The sequence below is a fragment of the Anabaena sp. CS-542/02 genome, from assembly GCF_028331085.1.
GTDB lineage: Bacteria > Cyanobacteriota > Cyanobacteriia > Cyanobacteriales > Nostocaceae > Anabaenopsis > Anabaenopsis arnoldii.
This window is the reverse complement of the sequence record NZ_JAQMTM010000165.1, coordinates 20,676-39,748: the sequence shown is the minus strand read 5'-3', so window position 1 is coordinate 39,748 and position 19,073 is coordinate 20,676. Positions and strand designations below refer to the sequence as shown.

Annotated in this window: 14 protein-coding genes; 5 read left to right on the top strand and 9 right to left on the bottom strand. The window is 41.8% G+C overall.

The genetic code is table 11. The features are described from left to right. The first annotated feature begins 246 nt into the window (after positions 1 to 246). The 4 genes from PN447_RS17225 to PN447_RS17210 all read left to right on the top strand — a co-directional run bounded on the left by PN447_RS17225 (position 247) and on the right by PN447_RS17210 (position 3,036). A complete protein-coding gene (locus PN447_RS17225; protein ID WP_271764233.1) occupies positions 247 to 450 on the top strand; it encodes a hypothetical protein in 204 nt (67 codons plus the stop codon). 340 nt (positions 451 to 790) lie between these two features. Then, the gene (locus PN447_RS17220) at positions 791 to 1,531 is read left to right on the top strand and encodes a GTPase (protein WP_271764232.1); all 741 of its coding nucleotides are present in this window, start codon (positions 791 to 793) and stop codon (positions 1,529 to 1,531) included. A gap of 9 nt (positions 1,532 to 1,540) precedes the next feature. Beyond that, positions 1,541 to 2,140: a hypothetical protein gene (locus tag PN447_RS17215; protein ID WP_271764231.1), complete on the top strand. Its 600-nt coding sequence runs from the start codon at positions 1,541 to 1,543 to the stop codon at positions 2,138 to 2,140. Beyond that, positions 2,140 to 3,036 carry a hypothetical protein gene (locus PN447_RS17210; RefSeq protein WP_271764230.1) on the top strand — a complete coding sequence of 299 codons (897 nt, stop codon included), beginning with the start codon at positions 2,140 to 2,142 and terminating at the stop codon, positions 3,034 to 3,036. Before PN447_RS17215 ends, PN447_RS17210 begins: the two co-directional genes overlap by 1 nt. A gap of 119 nt (positions 3,037 to 3,155) precedes the next feature. On the opposite strand, the gene ureG is transcribed toward PN447_RS17210, so the two are convergent. The 8 genes from ureG to PN447_RS17170 all read right to left on the bottom strand — a co-directional run bounded on the left by ureG (position 3,156) and on the right by PN447_RS17170 (position 9,295). Next, positions 3,156 to 3,752: an urease accessory protein UreG gene (gene ureG, locus PN447_RS17205; RefSeq protein ID WP_271764229.1), complete on the bottom strand. Its 597-nt coding sequence runs from the start codon at positions 3,750 to 3,752 to the stop codon at positions 3,156 to 3,158. An 11-nt stretch (positions 3,753 to 3,763) separates the two neighbouring features. Then, positions 3,764 to 4,453, bottom strand: a complete 690-nt coding sequence (locus PN447_RS17200) for an urease accessory protein UreF (protein ID WP_271764228.1) — start codon at positions 4,451 to 4,453, stop codon at positions 3,764 to 3,766. Then, positions 4,431 to 4,874, bottom strand: a complete 444-nt coding sequence (gene ureE / locus PN447_RS17195; protein ID WP_271764227.1) for an urease accessory protein UreE — start codon at positions 4,872 to 4,874, stop codon at positions 4,431 to 4,433. Before ureE ends, PN447_RS17200 begins: the two co-directional genes overlap by 23 nt. Positions 4,875 to 4,900: 26 nt before the next feature. Next, positions 4,901 to 5,425 carry a tetratricopeptide repeat protein gene (locus PN447_RS17190; protein ID WP_271764226.1) on the bottom strand — a complete coding sequence of 175 codons (525 nt, stop codon included), beginning with the start codon at positions 5,423 to 5,425 and terminating at the stop codon, positions 4,901 to 4,903. 82 nt (positions 5,426 to 5,507) lie between these two features. Further along, on the bottom strand, positions 5,508 to 6,314 hold the full coding sequence (locus PN447_RS17185; protein WP_271764225.1) for a transporter substrate-binding domain-containing protein: 807 nt from the start codon (positions 6,312 to 6,314) through the stop codon (positions 5,508 to 5,510). 12 nt (positions 6,315 to 6,326) lie between these two features. Next, complete coding sequence (gene rplT, locus PN447_RS17180) at positions 6,327 to 6,683, bottom strand: 50S ribosomal protein L20 (protein ID WP_271733233.1); 357 nt, start codon at positions 6,681 to 6,683, stop codon at positions 6,327 to 6,329. A gap of 19 nt (positions 6,684 to 6,702) precedes the next feature. Continuing rightward, positions 6,703 to 6,900: a 50S ribosomal protein L35 gene (gene rpmI / locus PN447_RS17175; protein ID WP_271733234.1), complete on the bottom strand. Its 198-nt coding sequence runs from the start codon at positions 6,898 to 6,900 to the stop codon at positions 6,703 to 6,705. Between the two features lie 37 nt (positions 6,901 to 6,937). Beyond that, positions 6,938 to 9,295 carry an ATP-dependent helicase gene (locus PN447_RS17170; protein WP_271764223.1) on the bottom strand — a complete coding sequence of 786 codons (2,358 nt, stop codon included), beginning with the start codon at positions 9,293 to 9,295 and terminating at the stop codon, positions 6,938 to 6,940. Positions 9,296 to 9,327: 32 nt separating this feature from the next. On the opposite strand from PN447_RS17170, the gene PN447_RS17165 reads away from it, so the two are divergent. Continuing rightward, the gene (locus PN447_RS17165; protein ID WP_271764222.1) at positions 9,328 to 11,103 is read left to right on the top strand and encodes a glycosyltransferase family 39 protein; all 1,776 of its coding nucleotides are present in this window, start codon (positions 9,328 to 9,330) and stop codon (positions 11,101 to 11,103) included. On the opposite strand, the gene PN447_RS17160 is transcribed toward PN447_RS17165, so the two are convergent. Further along, the gene (locus tag PN447_RS17160; RefSeq protein ID WP_271764221.1) at positions 11,072 to 18,949 is read right to left on the bottom strand and encodes a Calx-beta domain-containing protein; all 7,878 of its coding nucleotides are present in this window, start codon (positions 18,947 to 18,949) and stop codon (positions 11,072 to 11,074) included. The two genes, PN447_RS17165 and PN447_RS17160, sit on opposite strands and share 32 nt — an antisense overlap. Positions 18,950 to 19,073: the final 124 nt, after the last annotated feature.

Sequence of the window (19,073 nt, the reverse complement as noted above, 5' to 3'; positions counted from 1 at the left end):
TCCCGAACTCAGAGGTGAAACGCTGCAGCGGCCACGATAGTTGAGGGGTAGCCCTCCGCAAAAATAGCTCGATGCCAGGTTTATTTTTTAAACACCATAAATAAGAGCCTCTTCTACTATTGAAGGGGCTTTTGTTTTTTTGGCGTTGCTGATTTTGCCTGAGCTAGAATGCAAAATTGTTAACTAAATTTATCAAGTGTAATATTATGTATCTCAAAGCCTTTAGATTGGAAACAAGAAAGTGAAGTGCATAAACGAAATGAAGCTTTGGTTGCGATCACCCGCGCAAAAGTTTGGTGTGTTGTGACCGGTGTAGAATCACCCATTTTTACAGAACTGCGCCAATATCAGGAACAGTTCCCCTATTTAATTTTTACCGCCTTTAATGAAAAATCTCTTAAACGAGTCACTGACGACGAGGACGAGGAGGATGAATTGATCAATTTTTAAGGAATTGTATCAGCGCATCCTACAAAATGTCACTACCCTCAAGATGATATAGTCAAAGTACACAGTTTTTCCTGTCCACTTTAAAAGATTGATCACAGACAGTGTTAATCACTGTATCGCCTTGGGGTATAAACCGAGATAGTCCCATCCCGGCGGTGAATTGTCCGGGTTTGGCTGGAACCAATTAAACTCTTGTAGTTAAATAACTTTGACACTTCAAGCAGGAGCAAGAAAATTATTCGCCCAAGCGCAGAACAGAATTAGCGATCGCTTGAATCCGTTGGTACTCAGCTTTTTATTTTAACAATAATCAATGTAGTCTACTTTGAGAACCTCTAACATGGAATGGGGATGGGACACAGACAAGAATATTCTTGATGATCTTTTTCTTCCTTTTTTAGGTAAAAAAATTGGAATTTTGGGCCATGATAATGGTGGTAAGTCAGTGCTTTTCCAACTAATTCAGAGCCAGACAATAGAACCAAGTCCTGGATCTACTGACAAACCAGAACAGAGGAAAACGTTGAAGATCAATTTTGAGTATAAATGTGTTCAGAAATCAATATTAATCAAAGTAATTATTGATACTCCTGGCGACAAGGCGAGACCGTATACGCGAAAAGAAGTATTTCAAAGACAGGATTATATTATCTATCTTCTCAGAAGCGATCTAGTCTTGGCTCGCAATCACAACATAGCCTTTACAGAAGAGATGAATCGGGCTAGGTTGTCTGTTAAAAATTGCTTAAAGCAAGATTTCAGTAATTTTCAAGAATGGGCTAAAGATGATTTTCTGTTTAAAAGTAAAAAACAGTTGATTATTGTTGGCAATCATTTCGCCCAGAGCGCAGATCAGAACATAGTCATCCCTGTATCTGATGAAAGAGCTACTGAAGATTTTTTTGTTCCTAATTTCTTAGATGAATCAATCAAAGAAGATTATTCTAGAGAATTCAAGACAATCATATCAGAAATTATAGGTACGAAACTATTGTATGATGTGCGATTCGTAGTTGGCAGTCTGGCTGCCAATAATCTGGGTAACCAATTGGTACTAAGTATTTTTCATGAGCTAATATAGGATATTAAAATGGCTTGTTTAGCATTTTATGTTCAAAATTTTAATAAAGATATTCCAACTGTCATCTTTAAAAACTCAAGAAGAATTGAAGCTTTTGAGGGAGAAGGTCAGGAGATAATTCGGAAAATAGATGATCTCGCTTTCCATGGTTCCGAGTTAGTTAATGAATCAAATGTACGTATAATACATAAAAAAAATGCGGAATTTTATGTTGAATTAATCACTGAACAGTTAGATGCATCTGGTCGTCCTGCAAAAATCGGTATTTACGGTAGGAAACCTAGTTTATCTTGGGAGTATAGTTTTGAAGACTGGGTTTTTGATATTTTTGACAGAGTTAAGGAGTTTTCAATTGAAGTTGACCGTTCAGTTAAACAAGAACAGTTACGCGTCATACGCTCAGGGCTAAAGTCTATTTACTATCGACATAAAATTAAAGCTCAGGTTATGCTCATAGTAAAGCTTGCTCTGGGTTCTTTTATACCCATTTTAGTAGGTTTATTACTAGGAATTTCCCCATTTATCGATGTTAAAAGCAGTTTATTATTAAGTGGTATTATTGGGATTAATAATATTTTTCTAATTCTCTTAATACAGGATAAAGTTTAATGTCAAAAAAGATTATTCAAGACCGTATTGAGAGGGTTCCTGTTGATAACCCAGACGAGCGCGATATCATCATAGTTGTATCTAATTTTGACAGGGAAAGGCTTGAGTATCCTGAACCTGGAAATAAAACATTTGAGAATATGGGAGGAGTTTGTTTTGTCCGAGATGATATTGAATTTTATGATCAAAATAGTCAAGAATTCTTAAGGGTTTTGAAGGATCAGGGTCTTTTGAGAGTAGGGAATATTCTGCTTCAAAGTAAGTATGGGTATCAGTATCCAAATGAGAAATCTAAGGATATTTCAAACAGACTTCATCAAAGGTTTCAGCGTCCATATTATTTGAGAGCAGAAGCACTTCGTGAGCATTCAATAGATAGAAAGTATAACTGCTATCTTCATGTCTGTACTCTTCTGGGGGCGAAAAAAGTTTCTATAAATATCATTGATCAAAAGCACAGTAGTTCAGGAACCCGCTTAGGATTAAATCTTCTTGGGAATTTTCCCATAAAAACTAGTGGGGATTCTTCCGCTCAGGAGATAATTGAATATTATCGCTCAAGAACAAGGGAAATGGAAGGAAGTTTACCAAACATAGAGGAGGCTGAAAGGTACGTTGAAGCTGAATTGTTACAAGAGGATGAAGATATTAGCAACTTGATTAATGCTCGTAAATTAGCTTTGAGAAGGTATAGCGAATTTACTAACCCAATAACAGAGGAAAACTTCCGACTAGATTTGTTTAGTCAGGTGACAACAGTGTTAAGTCTGGGAGCGAAAATAGAGTTTCCTCAGTATCTTTCATCCTTGAATTTAAACCTGAATAAATATGTGAAAAAAATTCAAAAGTTCACTTTAGATGTAAAAGTATCTTTCCCCCCTTCAGTAGGACAATAGCAATCATCTCTGGTAATCAACCACATACAGCAGATTGCAAGTTTATAAATTATCTAGAATACGCTGTAAATAGCTTGTGTACAGGTCATGTGGTGGAAACCTGATTTTGATTCATAATGCTATGTGATATGTAAAGCTACAAATTTAATTACATCTCCTAGCCCTTGTTGATTCTTCAGGTTGGTGAAAATAAAAGGTTTATCACCGCGCATTTTCTGAGTGTCTCGTTTCATGATATCTAAATCTGCTCCGACATAGGGCGCAAGGTCAATTTTATTAATCACTAACAAGTCAGATTTAGTAATACCAGGTCCACCCTTGCGGGGAATTTTATCACCAGCAGCCACATCAATGACGTAAATTGTTAAATCTACTAGTTCTGGACTAAAGGTAGCTGCTAAGTTATCACCGCCACTTTCTAAAAATACTAAATCTAAATTAGTAAATTGGTTTTCTAATTGTTCAATAGCAGCCAAATTCATAGAAGCATCTTCCCGAATTGCTGTATGGGGACAACCTCCAGTTTCTACCCCTAAGATGCGATCGCTAGTCAAGGCCTGAGAACGTACCAAAAACTGAGCATCTTCTTGGGTATAAATATCATTCGTGACTACCGCCAGCTGATACTGCTCACGCAAAGTCTTACACAAAGCATCTACTAAGGCGGTTTTCCCCGAACCCACCGGGCCTGCTACTCCTACACGCAATGCACTCATTATTTTTATATCTAACTCCTAAACAACCTTGTATACTGGGTTTCGTGCTGCATACTAGCTAAGGATAAACCCCAGCTACAACAACTGAGGTCGTCATCCTCTAAGGCTAATATTTCCCTCACAGCGGCGCTGATTAATGGTTGTAACTCTAACAATAATTCTTGTCCCGCAGTTTGACCCAGGGGAATGAGTTTCACTCCCCCTGTAATTAAATTACTAGCCCAACTATGTAAATATGCCAGTAAAGCAGCTTGATGGTTGATCTCCCAATGAGCCACAGCAATCCCAAAGGCGATCGCATAATTGACAGGATTACCCACAGCACTCACTAAAGGTATGATATCCGGTTCTAATTTACCCAACAACTGAGTTAGCGATCGCCCCATTTGCCAACTAGAAGCGCGCAATTCTGCGGTTTCTCTAGCAGCAGATAACCACACATTCCAACGACATAAAGCCGATACATCCCCAATACTAGCGGATTCCTGAGCACGTACCATTACCGCCGCTTCTAACCGAATTGCACCATAACGCAGTTCCCCCTCTAACCAATGTTTCAGGGTGGTTGGACTGGAAACAGTGCCATTTTCCACCAGCCTTTCTAAGCCTTCAGAATAGCCATATGCTCCCACAGGTAACCCTGGACTTGCTAACTGCAATATGGATAGGAAATTGGCATCAGTGAGAGTAATGGTGTCCATAAGCGCCTAATTCCGGCTGAAATGGTAGGGTTTCCTCTATAACTTCTAGTCCCAGTTGTTCTAGCATTGTGCGTAAAACTGAATCTGGTAATAAGCGTAAATAGCTAGAAGTAATTTCTACAGGTACATGGCGATTTCCCAAATGGTATACTGCGCGCATTAATAAAAGTGGCGTTGGTGCCAAAACAGTTAACACTGTTTCTGGTTTAGCAGTAATTCTGACTTTTTCCTTGTGGGTTTCGCTTTGCAAAATATCACCATCTTGCAGTATTATCCCTCTGGGTAAACGCGTAAATATAACTTTACCATCTTCGGTTTCCCAACGATGGCGACCGCGGGTGCGTTCTTCCGCAGTCAGTGGGAGGGTGAAACTGACAGCCGCATCAGGATTAGGCGGTTGACGTTGGGTGAATATCAACATAGTAATTATTGTCACCCGCTATTTAATCAAACAGACACCAAGCGTCGCAAAGATTCAGCCCGGCGCTTGGCAATGGTATTATTGGGAGCAATTTTTAATGCTTGCTCATACATTTCCAGCGCTTGAGCAGTTAATTTTTTGCGTTCGTAGGCGTGTCCGAGGTTATTCAGTGCTGTTACATAGTCTGGTTGATGTTTGACAGCTTCTTTATACTGACGAATTGCTAAGTCATATTGCTCTTGGCTGAAATAAACATAGCCTAATCCGTTATAAATAGGGGCGGTAATATCTTCTTCTTCCTCCTCAGCAGCTTTAATAGCTTTTTGAAACAGTACCACCGCCTGAGAAAATAATTTTTTTTCCGAATAGATACTAGCTAACTCATAATATTCTTGAGCCGTACCCTTTTGGTTCTCTAACTTTTTGCGTAATCTGGATAAGGCACTTTCGCGCCTGCGAGTTTTGAAAATTTGGCGGAAAACATTCACAACTGCGAATGAAAGCAGACCGACGAAAATTGACAGATAAATAATGACTAAATTTTGATCCATTGTCTGGAAATACAAATATTAAAATTTCACACTTCTGTATCTATTATGGGACACAGGGAAGATGAGGTAAATATTTCTTTACTTACGGTAAGCCCCAATAGTTCACACGTTCTTTTAGCCAACCATCTGCTGTATATTTGGCGATCGCTTGATTAACTTGTCTTCTTAACTGATCATACTGCAATCCCTTGGGCATCACTACAGATAAAGGTTCTGTAGATAGCTTGGTCGGTAACAGTCTGTATTGGGGATATTCTTGTACCCAACCGCTCAGAACACTAGCATCCGCAGCAAAGGCTACCACTGTATTATTTTCTGTCAGCCTCCGCGCCGACTCATATGAACTAACTCCCACTAACTCCGCCTTCGGCACATAGTAACGTATGTCAGCAATTGTGCTGGACTCATTGATTACCGCCACTTTGCGGTTGGCTAAATCACCCAACTTCCTCACAGATATATCTTTTGTTACTACCAAAGTGCCGTCATAATAGTAAGGAACACTGAGACTGACTACACGCGATCGCGATTCCGTTGCTGTTACCCTAGCGATGGCTAAATCCAGTTTCTTGTTTAAGACTACAGACAAGCGATCGCTGTTGGCTACCGGTTGTAACCTGACAGCATCTGGTTTACCTAACAAATCAAACCCCAGACGCTTTGCCAAGTCAATTTCTAACCCTTGTAAATTACCGTCAACATCTCTAAATCCCAAAGGGCGTAAGTTATCTTTAACGGCAATAGTCAAATAACCTCGACGCTGGATTTCTGGCATTTGAGACCCATTTGCCATAAATCCCCAGTAAAAACAGACAATACAAACAATAGTAGCGGATAATACCAGATGTAACTGATTAATTTTTAGCCATCTGTTACATCGGTTATTCATCCGTTACCACCCTTATCCTTTAGCCTGTAGTGCTAACTCAGCTACTTTACCAAATGCAGCAGGATCTAGGACTGCCAATTGTGCCAACATTTTGCGATTGAGTTGAATATCAGCTTTTTTGAGATTGCCCATTAACTGACTGTAACTCAAACCATGTTGCCTAGCAGCGGCATTGATGCGGGTAATCCACAGACGGCGAAAATCGCGCTTTTTCTTTTTGCGATCGCGATAAGCACTCCGTAGCGCCTTCATCACCTGTTGATTAGCGGTTCTAAACAGAGTTGAGTGAGAACCACGAAACCCCTTAGCTAGTTTGAGAATTTTATTGCGGCGTTTACGAGCTACATTACCGCGTTTTACCCTTGTCATAATTTATTTCCTGAACAATTTACAAATAAGGAAGCATCAACCGCACATTGTCTTCATCCCGTTCGTGTACCAGTGCAGTTTTGGACAGGTTACGCTTTTTGTTAGAAGATTTGTGTTCTAAAAGGTGGCTTTTAAAAGCTTTGCGACGGACAATTTTACCGCTACCAGTGGCACGGAATCGCTTCGCCGCTGCTTTACGAGTCTTGAGTTTAGGCATGGTCTAACGTTAATTCGACACAATCCATAATTATATACTATTTCCTGAAATCTTCTGGCAAATCAACTACACATTCAGGAAACTGGCGTTGTAATGCCACAAAAACAGGACAAGGCGGTTCTGCTTGTAAATTTTCTGGGTTACTCCAGGAAAAAGGCGCTTGTTGTGATGCAGACATCCATAACAGGCGCTTTGCTCGTGTCATAGCCACATATAGTAACCGGTATTCCTCAGACATTTTTAAATGTTCTGCCTCTTCCCACGCCTGATACACATTAGGTATATGAGATTTGCCATGTAGTGCCGTGCGAATTTGGGCGCGGGCAACTTCCGATAAAGTAAACTTACCTAAAAACTGGCTTTTGGGAGGAACCCAAAACTTACCGGGAATTGACTTTTCATGTAGAAAGGGGATAAATACATAGTCCCAATCTAACCCCTTAGCTTTGTGCATAGTGATAATGGTCAATTGACCCGGACGAGTATAACGGCCTTCTAAATCATCGGTTTCCACCGGTTCAAACCGTTCAGAATTGACAATTTCACTTAAAGCCGCCAGCATTGCTTCCATAGAATTATGGTCAGTTACTTGCTGGTTTACCCGTTCTGCGAGTTTATCAGCAGTTGCCAGTTCGGCTTGTTCATAGTTTAAAGTTAAAGCCACAAAGGAAATCAGATCATACAAGGGCAATTCCAAAGGAGCGCGAAGTAAACTACGACACAGATGCGCCGCTTTTTGTACTGCCTCTACCCGGGGTGCTGCTAACGGACCGGGATATAAAAATTCTTCTGGTAGACTAGCTAGAGCGTTGAGGTCTTGGGTAGGAATCAATTGACGTTGTACCAACACCTCCAAAGCAGCCTTGAGATAGTCAGAAGAATGGGGTCGATGGCAAAATTGCAATAATGCCAAAATTTCCTTGGGAACATGGGAACGGCGATCGCTTTCACCTACATCATAAAGTTTAATTTTATGATCCTTACACACAGGTTCCAGCCTCTGTGTTAACCAGCGTCCTTGGCGATTTTCTCGCACCAGAATTGCTGCACTCATATTGTGAGGATTTTCAGCAAACAACTCCACCACTCTTTGAGACAGTAATTCGACTGTATGATTAATATCTCGCGGTTTATAAAGCTCTAATCCTCTTCCTGTGGGTACCGGATTGGCATTTTTTTGGGGGTCGCCGGTATTAACAGGGCGGATTTTTTGCTCACTAAAGGGCAATTGCCGATTTTTGCGCTGATAAAACCCGTTTACCCATTCTAGAGCATAGTTGGCAGCAGCAATGATGATTCTGTTACTGCGTCCAGCTTGATCCATATTTGCTAGTTTGCCCAAGCCATGGCAAAATTGGCAAAAATCCCGGAAATATATCGGATCTGCTGGGGTAAAAGTCGAGTTAATCGCCTGATTCGGATCACCAACACGCACTAAGTTACCTGGAGAGTAGGGATTAGTCGGTGAATAATTATCTCCCTCAACACCGGCTAAAATCTCTAACAGCTTCGTCTGTAAAGGACTAGAATCTTGGGCTTCATCCTCAAATACACCTAAAACTTGGTTTTGTTCGATGGTACGGGCGCTATGGTTTTCCAGAACACGAATCGCCGCCAGGATCATATCATCGTAGTCAATGAAATCATGCGATCGCATGAGATTCTCATATTCTTCATACAATCCCGCCGCTATACGTAAAGTTACGTATTTATCTGTTATTTTTTCACTCCAACCTCTGAGTTGGTCTGGTTTGATTCCAGAACTTTTAGCCTCATGAATGACGGTGGTGGCTAAGTCTGGTAAAACTTCCGTGCGCAAAACTGACTGACGACGTAATTTTTCTGTCTCTTCCCCGTCAAATTGCTCACCCTCCAGCAACCGGACATAAAGTTCCGGATGATTATTAATCCATTGCTCTACTGCTTTACGTACAAACCGGTGGCTTTGATTAGGAGTAATTAACGTGACATTATCTAAATCTAAACCAGACAAATCAGGGTAACGGCTAGCAATATTCAAAGCTAGACCATGTAAAGTATAAACAGCAAAGCCCGACTGAGGTAGAGATAAATCTTTTAAGTATTGGCAAATTTTTGTTTTAATATTGGCAGCAGCGGAACGAGTAAAAGTTACAACTACAACCTGACGACGTTCCAACAGACCAGACTCAGCATAAACTTGGTACTGACGGGCGATCGCGATCGCTGCTGCTGCAGCCATACCAGTAGATTTACCAGCCCCAGGAACCGCCGAAACAGCCAGGAGTCCTGAAGTCCAATCAGCCATTTGCTGTTGTCCTGGGCGCAGAGTGTTACGGACTCCCCAAATCTTTTCTTGTAACTGAGACTGAATAAATTCCCCAGAGAAATTAGGACTAAGTTCAGAATTTAACATAAAAATTGAGATTTAAAAAGCACAGTAGTTTTATGTATCAGATCATCTCCCAACTGCAAAAACTGCATCAAGGTTTGACAAATAGGCAACCATATCTAAATTATTATCTAGGATTAGCTGCAATCATCGCCCTCAGTACTGTCTTACGCTTTCAGAATTTAGACTTAAAACCTCTGTGGATGGACGAGGTAATTACAGCTATTTTCAGTTTAGGGAAAAATTATGATCAATTGCCCTTAGATATCTTATTCCCACTGCAAAAAGTCCCAGAAATTTTTACTTACCAGTCTGGGGTTAGTTGTGATCAAATTGCTGCAAATCTAGCCCATCAGTCTACCCATCCCCCATTATTTTTTTGTGGAATGTACAGCTGGTTAGGGTCGATGACTCCCTTGGGTTCAGAGTGGGTAACAAAATTGCGATCGCTACCGGCCTTATTTGGCGTAGGTACCATTGTCGCGATTTATTTTGTCAACCGCACTGCTTTTTCTCCTGCATCGGGAATCATCGCCGCATTAATCATGGCTGTTTCTCCCTTTGCTGTTTACCTTTCCCAAGAAGCACGTCACTATACCATGCCCATGTTCCTAATCACTTTAGCATTATGGGGACTAATGGAAATTCAGCAGGATATTTTAGACCAGGAACGCCTGAGATGGTGGGTTGTGCTTTTATGGTCAATTGTGAATATTATTGGTCTTTATACTCATTACTTTTTTATTTTGGCGTTCATTGCTGAAATTATCACACTAATCTTATTAATCTATTGGTGTAAAACTTCGATATTCAAAAACAGCTTAATTATAGCAACTACTGGGGTGGTAATTAGTTTTATTCCCTGGATGCCGGTAATCTTGAATCATTTTCAGAGTTCAGCCACCAACTGGTTACCTGCTACTATGCACATCTCCCCGGTATATAACACCTTAATTAGTTGGATTTTAATGGTGATTGCTCTACCTGTGGAAAATCAGCCCTTAGTAATTACAGTTATCTGTGGCTTTTTCATGGTAACTTTTGCCATTTGGGTAGGTTTGCAAGTATGGAAGGGTTTAAAAACTGTCTATTTGGAAAAGAAAACCCATTTATCAATCTTAACCCTGGCCACTTTTATGATTGTGGTGTTAATGCAGTTTTTTGCTATAGCTTACTTATTTGGTAAAGATATAACTGCTATTCCCCGCTATAACTTTGTTTATTATCCCAGTTTTTGCGCTTTGTTGGCAGCTAGTATTGGCAAAAATCATCAGTCAAAATTGATAATTTTGTTGGTGGGGTTTCTCAGTTGTGTGTTTGTAGTTTCTAATTTAGTCTTTCAAAAGCCTTTCCTACCTGAACAAGTCGCCCAAAACATGAATTTAGAACCATCGGTGCCCATCATGCTAGTGGTAGGATATAGCAATTATCAGGATGTGGCCTTGGGATTAGGTTTTGCCTTAGCATTAGAAAAACTTAGGCATAATAACAGTTTCAATCAGTTTGATACTGTGGGTTTTTTAGACAAATCTCCCCATTCACCTCCCCTGTGGGAGAAACTTGATCAAATGCCAAAACTAGGAGTATCTCAGATAAATTTATGGATAGTTGGCCCGGGAATGATCAGGGAGAGTTATCCCCAGCAGTTGGGGCTGTTTGGGGATAGTATTTGTAATATAGACAGTGCAGAACACCATCGGATAGGTATTCCCTATCAACTTTACCGCTGTCAGAAAATTAGACAAGTTACAGGGGCGGCGATCACTGCCCCATCTGCATCTTTGAATACTCGTGGTATGATTAAACCACCAATTGTGGGAGGAATGGGCTAAGTAGACCCACGGATGCTCGGCGCACAGAGGTTGCATCGGCCGCATCTATAATTCCGTTGTTGGTAGCGTCTCCTATAATCAGGGGATCAGTCACAGGGAAAGCTCTAAATCCTGAATCAAGTCCCAAATTTACCCGAGAAATTAAGGCCGCATCTGTAGAAAGATAGCCTTCTGTTTTGGTCGTATCTCCCACTAATGCTACCAGCTGTACTGCACTGTCTCCTACTAAGCCCGCACCGGGAAGTATTTGCAGTACACCTTTAGCACCGTAGGTTGCTGTCTGCTGAACTTGAGCATTCAAGGTGATTAAGTCGGTACTAGCATTGAGGGCAGGTCCGCTGAGGGTAAACTGAGCTTGTCCTGGTGTATTGAAGTCAGAATTTAAATTCCAACCCGATGCGACTACATTTGCTCCTGTAATAGCCAGCAGGTCTGGGTCATATTGCAAGGTAAAGCTAATGTTGTCTACACCACCGGGATTGGTGATGCGGATGGGTAAAGGATTGAATTGACCACCCCCACGTATGTTTACTTCTTGACCAGGGGCGCGGCTAAAGTCAGGTAAGGTGAGGACTGGTACTGTGGGGCTATTGACGGTAAATTCCCGAACAAAGTTACCACCTGGGAAACCATCTTCATTACCATCAAGTAAGCGTCCGTTCGTGCTGACGAAACCATCACTACGGCTCTCCAGGGTCAGGGTGTAATTACCAGGTGCTAGAATGTCACCTGTTTTAACGAAAGTCAGGGCGTTGTCAGTCTCATCCCAAATGAGTGAACCATTGATAATATTGCCTTCACTATCGGTGAGGGTGAGGTCTGGTAGGTCTGTAACTGGAGCGAGTGGGTTGGCTAAGTCTAATCCTGTGTAAAGGTTGAGAACACTGAGATTGACGTCATCATTGAATGTCAAGACAAAGCCACTGGAATTAGTCTGAAAGTTATTGACTTGCAAAGCTTCCATCCTATCAACAGTTATGCTGGTATCAGCTTGAGTGGGGATGACTTCAGTTAAACCTAAATTATCCTGAGCCAGACTATAGAAAGCATATGTACGACCCACTTCACCGTTATAGATAGCAGATGTTTGAGTAATGCCCTGTTGCCAGATAGTAAAGTCACCATTATCTATAGCTACATAGATATCATAGGAGGCAATGCCACTACCGTTATCTGTACCCGTCCAAGATACAGTAAAGTTAGGCTCATTACTGTTGGCTGGTAAAGGGTTAACTTGGCTGACGGGGATGTCACTATCTAAGGTGTTAAAGACTGGATTAGTGAGGAGGGGAGTTTGATTGTTAAAGGTGATGCTCCCTTGGGCATCGATGCGGGTATTATTAGTAATATTGCTTAGGGGTTGGATGCTGTAACTGACAAATCCCCGTCCGGCTCCGTTAGCGTCGTTAGGAGGTAAAAAGCCTTGGGTAGTATTATCTACAGGGTTGCCAGTTAAGGGGTCAATGGCGGTGAATGTCCAAGTTACAATACCAGTGGCTACATCTAACCCAGCATTGACATCGACAAACACACCGCGAGTGTCCCGCAGGTCGAGGCGTTGATTATAATTTTGTACGCCGTTGGTAACTAGGGTAATATCTCCAAAGCCAAGGTTATTTAAGGTGAAGGTATTAAAGTCTAGGTCTGTGTCTAGTTGTTGGCTGATGGTAACTTGGGCAACAGGTGTCGTTTCAGCTTCAGCGTTATTACTGAAGCTGATAGTATAGGGAATAATTGCTCCGGCGGTTAAATAATGTTCAGTACCGAAACCGTCGGGATTCACCAGGGTATTGGGAGCGCTGACCGTAGTCAGTCGTTGTTCTGTAACAGCACCTTGGATAAATTGCAGGTCGCCATTGGTGATAAAAATATCTAGGATGACATCTTCTAGGATATCTGGATCTGTAATTCCGGCATCGCGGGCAATTTGTTCAGCGGCGGCCCGTTGTTCGGGGGTGAGGGTAGCTGCTGTGACAATATTCCGGGGGTAGGTTAGGTCTGTGAAGGTATTAGTATCTTGTCCTGGGGCGTAGTCAAAGAGGGATTCGCCTTGAACAATGCGCCAACTGTTGCCATAGTCGCCGTAAAGTTGTTCATTAGAGATACTTCCGCCAATGACCGTACCATCCCGGAGGTTAAATTCATCATTGCGGTTATTGTTAAAGTTACCCAGGAGTCCTACCACTTTACCTTGGCGGTTATCTGCTAAACCAAGGTTAATATTTAGGAAGCTCCCATTATGTTTTACCTGGATGAGGTCGTTATTGGCGGTGATAATTCTGTATTGATTCCCTTCTCTAGTGATGAGGTTTTGACCGACTGCGTAAACTGCGCTATTGGGAAGGGTGACGATGGTACCGTTAATTAGGAGGGGTTCTGCTTGGTTGGCGTAAATGGCGATGCGTTGGTCGCCGAGTTTGATCGCAATGGCGGTGTTGATAGAAACGCTGGTACTGTTTCCCCACGGTTGTTGGCGGGTTTGGATTTCCAATTCGTCGGTGGTGGATTTAACGAGGGTAAATTCTCCCACTGCTTGGAAGTCGTAGCCTAAGCCGTCCAGGGTATCTAGGTGGGGGTCATTCCATGTGCCGCCGCTCAATCCAGGCAACAAAGGAAATAATAAACTGTTGGCGAACCACAAAGGAGTACGGGGAATTAAGTTGAAGTTGAAAAATGGATACTTATCAACATCTCCTTTTTTAGGAACTTTTCTAACCCCTTCTAAAAATCTTTGCCCTTTAAATGCCTCCTTACGACCGTTACCTATAACCGCGTAGTAATCAGTCAAATAGTGAAATTCTTTAGACACATATTGACCATTTAATCTGCCTAACCAATGGTCTTTGTTAAAGACATTTCTGATACTATTACTAGGCAAATATTTTGCCCATCGGTCTGGCAACCAATGAGAAAATACTTGACCAGAGACTTTAGTTGTATTTTTTAATCTAGCTCCTAAACCAGCTCCAAATGCACCCAAAGCAGCAGAAACACCTACATCTGTCCAATTAATATCAATTTTTTGGCCTGAAAAGTATTGTGATCCTGCCTGTATAGCAATCTCAGATATTCCTCCTATACCTACTCCTAATGCGGCAGCAACGATAAATGGTGCTATTTGCCCTGATGGATCATTGTTTTCTACTGGATTATTGAAAACATATCTATAAAAATTTACATCCCCAGCATTTATATCTAAAGGATCAACCGCTGTAAACCTTCCCAACCCGCTATCATAAAACCTTGCTCGCATGAAATCGAGACCATTACCCTCATCCATGACACCCCATTGACCAACATATTCAAAGGGGTTAGCAACGCCTTCAACTTTGGTTAAATCTTCCCCAAAAGGTAAATAACTGTAACGGTTAACATAACTCCCATCATTAGTCGTTAACCCCATGGTTGAACCCAAAGCATCGGCATCATAATAGTAACTATTACTATCACTCACCCGACTCACTAAACCGATGCCATGATGATAAACAGTAACCAAATTACCATTACCATCATATTCCCCCACAATATCCCCTAACCCCGCCGGGTCAAGTAAATATTCCGTGCGTTGACCATTGATAATAGTAGCAACCCGGTTTCCTAAACCATCATATTCATATTCCCACCTACTACCATCAGCCGTTTCCACCTCCACTAACCGATTTTCCACATCATAGGTGTAGGTGGTAGTCTGTCCCCCTTCATTCTTTTGAATTAAATTTCCATCCCGATCATAGGTGTAGACAGCATTACCAACACGAGTATACTGATTGAGATTATTACTGCTGTAACCTGTGGTTATCCCACTATCTGTTACCGCAATCCGATTACCTGCCACATCATAGGTATAGTTGATAGTACGATTATCCGGTGTCACCACAGAGGTTAACTGTCCAACGGCATCATAACCATACTGGAAAATTCCCTCTAGGGTGGTCATGGTGGTACGCCGCCCTAGATTATCATAGCTATACTCAAACCTAGAATTTACCGTATCATCAGCTTTGTAGTTGATTAAACGGCTTAATTGACTTTCTTGGTCATACTCATAGGTGGTATAGGTGCCATTGCCGTTAGTTTCTTTAATTAAACGCCCCAGAATATCATAGTCATAGCTAATAATGCCTTGTCCCGTAACATCGGTTAAAGTTTTTAACCGTCCCAGGTTGTCATAGCCATAATTTACCGTATACCCATCCTGGGAAACTAATCTAGTCCTTTGACCATCGGCATTGTAGGTGTAGCTTAATGTCCGTCCTGTGGGGTATGTAACTTTTGTAACTTTGTCAGCACCATCATACTCCATGGTAATGCTACCTGTGGCATCGGTGACAGTTGTAAGATTACCCCTGGTATCATAGATATAGCTAACCCCAGAACCATCAGGGTATTGTTTTGCCGTCAGTAGCCCGTCTTGATTATAGGTATATTGAATCCCATTACCTCGACGGTTGACAAAACTGGTAAGATTACCCAAATCGTCAATAATAAACTGTTCCCTACTGCCATCAGGGTATGTGATTAGAGTCAGATTCCCCCTGTCATCGTAGGTATAATTAACACTGTTACCTCTGGGGTCTGTAAACCCTGTGAGTTGATTAAAGGTGCTATCGTAGGTAAAATTAACGTTTTGATTGAGTAAATTTGTCTGTCTGCTTAAATTGCCTGTACTGTCGTAACTATAACTAGACTGACCACCATTAGGCAGAGTAGCACTAATCAAATTACCATCGGCATCATAGCGAAATAGGAGATTTTGATTATTAACCCCCCGAATTTGTGCGCCATTACCTCGGTCATCTAAAAGGATAGTTTGGGATGTGCCTGTACTATCAGTAATGGTGACACCACCAACACTATCATAGCTGTAAGTCAGACTTAGCCCCTCTTCATTGGTGTATTCTCTAATTAAACGACCTTGGTTATCGTATTCAAAGTTACGCTGATAGCCCAGTTCGGATGTGACTGACAACAGAGAATACTTTTTCCCCGCTACATCGCTGGTATCGTAAGTATAGGCGATGGTTCCCTGATCACTGGTGACAGATAGCAGGGCTTCCCCAGTGGTATCATAAGTGTAATTGGTAACTTGCCCAGTGGAATCGGTAATCTGGCTAATACGTCCTTGGGGATTGTAATCTAAGGTCAATGTATCCCCATTGGTATGAACTAATTGAGTCAGGCGATTATCAGCATATTCCAGGGTGATACGATTACCGTTAGGGTCTTCTACATAACTAAGTTGACCATCCCTATTAAACAGCGAAACAATACCATTAACTTCCCTTAACCGATATTCACCATTAACAATAGTTACCATCGCGCCACCGGCTTCTGTATAACTACCGTCTGTTTGTTGCTCAAAAGCCCGCTGTAAGTCTCCCACACTGCGGATAACCACATTACCTTGATTGTCAGTTGTAGCGCGTAAATCCCACTCACTCGCCCAACCCCGTCCTAAAGCTCCTAAATTGTAGCGTTCAGCAATGGATTGATAGAAGGTACGATTAAAGGTTAAAGATAGTCCAGGGGCAGCATCTACTACATCGGTGCTACTGATTAAACTCACGTTAGTGAGAGTGTTGACTGCTTGTATCCACTCAAAGGCAAATAACCGGTTTAAATTATTAGTGGGTTGTCCAAGTTGACTTAAATAATTAGCATTTTCTGCCATTACAGCTTGAAACTGTCCCGCAGTTGTACCAAAAACAGCGGTTAAATTACTCCAAATGGCATCCCAAGCGGCATCATTAATAAAACTATAATCAGCGCGGGATTCTGCCTTAATACTAGCCCAATTAATGATTTCATCAGGCTGTACTTGTTCCACTGTGAAGGAAATCAAACCGTTACCACTGGGAGTATAGGTAAAGGAAAATTGTTCTGTTTGTCCTGGGGTTAAAATTCCTACCGGTCCATTGCCACCAGTGGCTAAACTTAAATTCAGGAGTTGGCGTAGGGTAGCACTGACAGTATTGTCTTCTGGGTAATTAACTTGGGCATTAGTGGGTACTATTCTTAGCAGGGGTGCAATAACATCTGTTTGTCCCACATTGGTATAGGTGACAATAGCCACACCAGAGGATGGATAACTCAACTGCACCCGAACATTACCGGGTAGATTATTAGTAACGGTGAAAGCACTATTAGCGGCGGCTGTTTTCACACCATCGCTAATTTCCACATTATATCTGCCAGGGGTTAAGCCCTGTAAATCAAAGGTTGCCCAAGTCTCATTATCATTCACCCAATAAACTTTAGTAGCTTCTTTTTCACTGCCATCGGTAGCCACTAGGCTGACTTTATCGGTGGGGGAGAACTTTTGACCTACTATGATAATGGTAGTTTGCCCTTGATTACTACCTATAGCCCCACGGGGAAATCCTGATATGGCAAGACCATCATCATCAATAATAGTGAGGGTAGCGGTGTTTTGCTTGCCAATAGTTGCGCCGCCGGTGGGGGTAGTGAGGCTTAACTGGATTGTCTCGTCAAGTTCTGAGATATTGTCATTGACAATGGGAATATTAACAGCTTTAATGGTTTGCCCATCAGCAAAATTAACGGTAATGGTAGTGTTGTTATAATCATTGGGCGCTTTAGCCGTGCCATCTTTGAAGTTAATAGTGGCACTTACCACCCCATCACTTCCCCCTGTGCGAGTCACAGTGACGGTAGTAACCGGTGTTCCATCTTCATTAACAGTAAATTGAGGGGCGCTGAAACTTAAAGTACCTGGTATGGGGTTAATAATTTGAGTGGAAGTTCTTAGGGCAGTAGCAGCAACCTGTCTATTGCCTAGGTTATCAGTGGCTAAACTATAAAAAGTGTAGGCCTTACCTGTTTCACCAGTATAAATGGCGTTATTTATAGTTACATTGGTTAACCATGGAGTAAACTCACCGCCATCAACGGATACAAATAGATCATAGCTTCTAATACCACTGCGATCCGTTGCTCCCCATGTGACATTGATACTATTGCCTACAGTTCTTGGAGGTAAAGCACTAACGCCACCCGATGGGGGAGTGATATCTAATTGTTCAGGTTCACCGGAGCCAAAACGAGTAGTTGTGATGTAGGTGGTAGATGCTCCAGGAGCTAATTCAAAAACGTTTCTTAAAGCTAGGGCTAAGTCATACTCTGAACCTCTATCAACAAAGCCATCAGAGTTACTGTCACCCTGCACGATGATATTTTGTAAGTTACTTCCCCCTAGAACATTAGACCTTAAACTACTGTATCCATCTATTTCCCAACGATTTGTGGTGGGAATAGTCCCACCTGTACCAGTAATACCAAAAAAAGTTGTATCTGTCTCTCCAGTTCCCCCAGCATCAGTTTGAAATATAATTTCTACACCCCGCTGAATGATTCTACCGCCCCCGTCAATCAAACTCCCATCAAAGTTTAAATCTCCATCTACGTAACGTACTAAATCAAATCTGATGGGTTGATCAGTGATGTTGGTAATACTATAGACTTGATCTAATCTTGCACCCGTCCTAACTTCACCCTCTCTATTAAAGCTATCTTGAACAATTTGCTCTAGTTGAAACTGGAGTCCGTTAATAGTAAAGGCACTATTTGCAGTGGTGTCTGTAGAACTAGTAAACGCCTCATCGTTAGTCTGAGATAGAGCTAACTCAATACGTTGACCAGTTGTACCATCCCCCGCAATAATTCCTAGGGCAATGAAGGATAAATAAGTTGTACTAGCAGGTCCTATACTCCCAACAGGATCATAAACACCAGCCTGTCCGCCAACACCAGAACTACCAAAACGACCAAGTTCATCTACAGTAACTTCAAGTCCACCATCTCCAGGAGCGGTTTGAATGGTTCTCATAGGTTATAGGGTTCCTTTTAGTTTTATGGGTTAATTTTTTCAAACTTGTACTAGACCAACTCAAGTGGTAGCGTTACCACCAGCACAGCTTTGATACAGGCTCAATCTATATACGAAGTAGAAT